Here is a 1688-nt window from a genome sequence, read left to right on the forward strand (position 1 = left end):
CTCCTTGATAAACAGTTTTATTATTTTAACTGTCTACCTAGAAGGGAGCATATCATTTTGAAAGAACCGGGGATTTGTTATTTGTTAAAATGGGATTTAAAGGAAGTAATACAGCGCTTTAACAGATGCCCTGATTCTACCAAAATTTCTTCCCTGGTTCTGGAAAAAAACAAAGAATGGCAATCCCAGGTTTTTTTCTGTGCCTTTGGAGGAACAGGAAAAGAGGGCTCAGCAGTAAGATTACGGAATTTAACTGTATGGGAATTACAGGTCATACAAATCTCCAATGAAGAGTTCCTTTTCAGAATATCATAAGGAATCAATACCTGAAAATCGTAAAAACAAGCCAGGGTACTGCCGTGATATCGGAATACACGATCAGCATTCTGTTGGAAACTGCATGGGAGAGTTATTGCCTGTTTTTTTGCAGTTAAACGAACAAAAAAATGCTCTGGTTTTGGAAAATGTACCCCTGTTTTTGCGGAACCATAAAGCAGAAGACCATTATCCTGAGGAATCAGCTGCTGAAGCTTTACCACATAAGAGGACATGGAAGCTGTGGTGGTTTCTCCATATCGGTAATGGTAATCTTCATTCTTATATTCAAGAATTCCGGAATCAGCACCGTATTTTGTACGGATGACCAAATCCTTTTGCTCCTTGGAAAGATTTTTTTGCTCCAGGATGATCGGATCACTGATATAAGACAGGCATTCCTTTAGGAGAACCATAAATTTTTCTTTTTCTGAGGGAGTCAGGACATGTTCCGGGAATTCTTCCATACGGAATCGGCTCTGCAGATCATACATCATGTGGAACTGAACAAATTTTGGCACAGAGCCATACAGAGCAAGGGCTTGTTGTGCAGACCAGAGGACATATTCCTGCAGACAGTCCAGATACCATTCTTTATGTAGTTTGGAACCGTTTAGGGCAGAATTCATACTTTCCCGGCATCGATAGTCATAACGAGCCTGAGGAACAATGCCATATATGGGGTTTTTGAGAAAAAGTCCCATAATGGCTCTTGCATCCTCCGCATACCGCAGAGTGGTGCTGAAAAAATCTGGAGTTAAGACTTCTCTTTTAAAAAAAGCGGAAGCAGCAGATAATTGTACAAAGGAATATTTTTGGTTCAGATCCACAAGAAGGTTCTTGTTGGATGCAAATTTATAATTTAACCGATGCGGCTGTTCTTTTTTTTCAAAAAAGTAAATAGGAATAGATACAAGATCTGCCCTGTCATCTATAGTGATGAAATATTGATACACGGAAGATAAGGTGTCTGGGGATAACTTATCATCAGAGTCCATAAAATTGATATATCTGCCTTCTGCTACAGCAATTCCTGCGTTTCGGGCAGAGGATACACCGCCATTTTCCTTGTGGATCACCTTGATGTTATCAGGATATTTTTTTTGCCAGAAATCACATATGGAACCAGAAGAATCAGGAGAACCATCATCTACCAGGATCAGTTCGACAGAGTCCTGAAAGCCGATATCCTGTACAAGAATACTCTGAATAGCATCTTCCAGATAGTTTTCTGCGTTATATACAGCAGATATGATAGAAAATTTGAATCGATAATCAGTCATGGATATTCTCCTTTCCCAGATATAACTTAATAGGCGTTTGCGAAACGCCACAAGCCGCATAAATACGGCATTTTAACTTTTATAAAACAA

1 protein-coding gene is annotated in these 1688 nt (G+C 39.3%); it reads right to left on the reverse strand.

What is annotated here, in order from left to right; translation table 11 throughout:
- Positions 1-77 precede the first annotated feature (77 nt).
- On the reverse strand, positions 78-1598 hold the full coding sequence (locus RDS42_RS14715) for a glycosyltransferase (RefSeq protein WP_308784309.1): 1521 nt from the start codon (positions 1596-1598) through the stop codon (positions 78-80).
- Positions 1599-1688: the final 90 nt, after the last annotated feature.

It is taken from the genome of uncultured Blautia sp. (assembly GCF_902497045.1).
GTDB lineage: Bacteria > Bacillota > Clostridia > Lachnospirales > Lachnospiraceae > Blautia_A.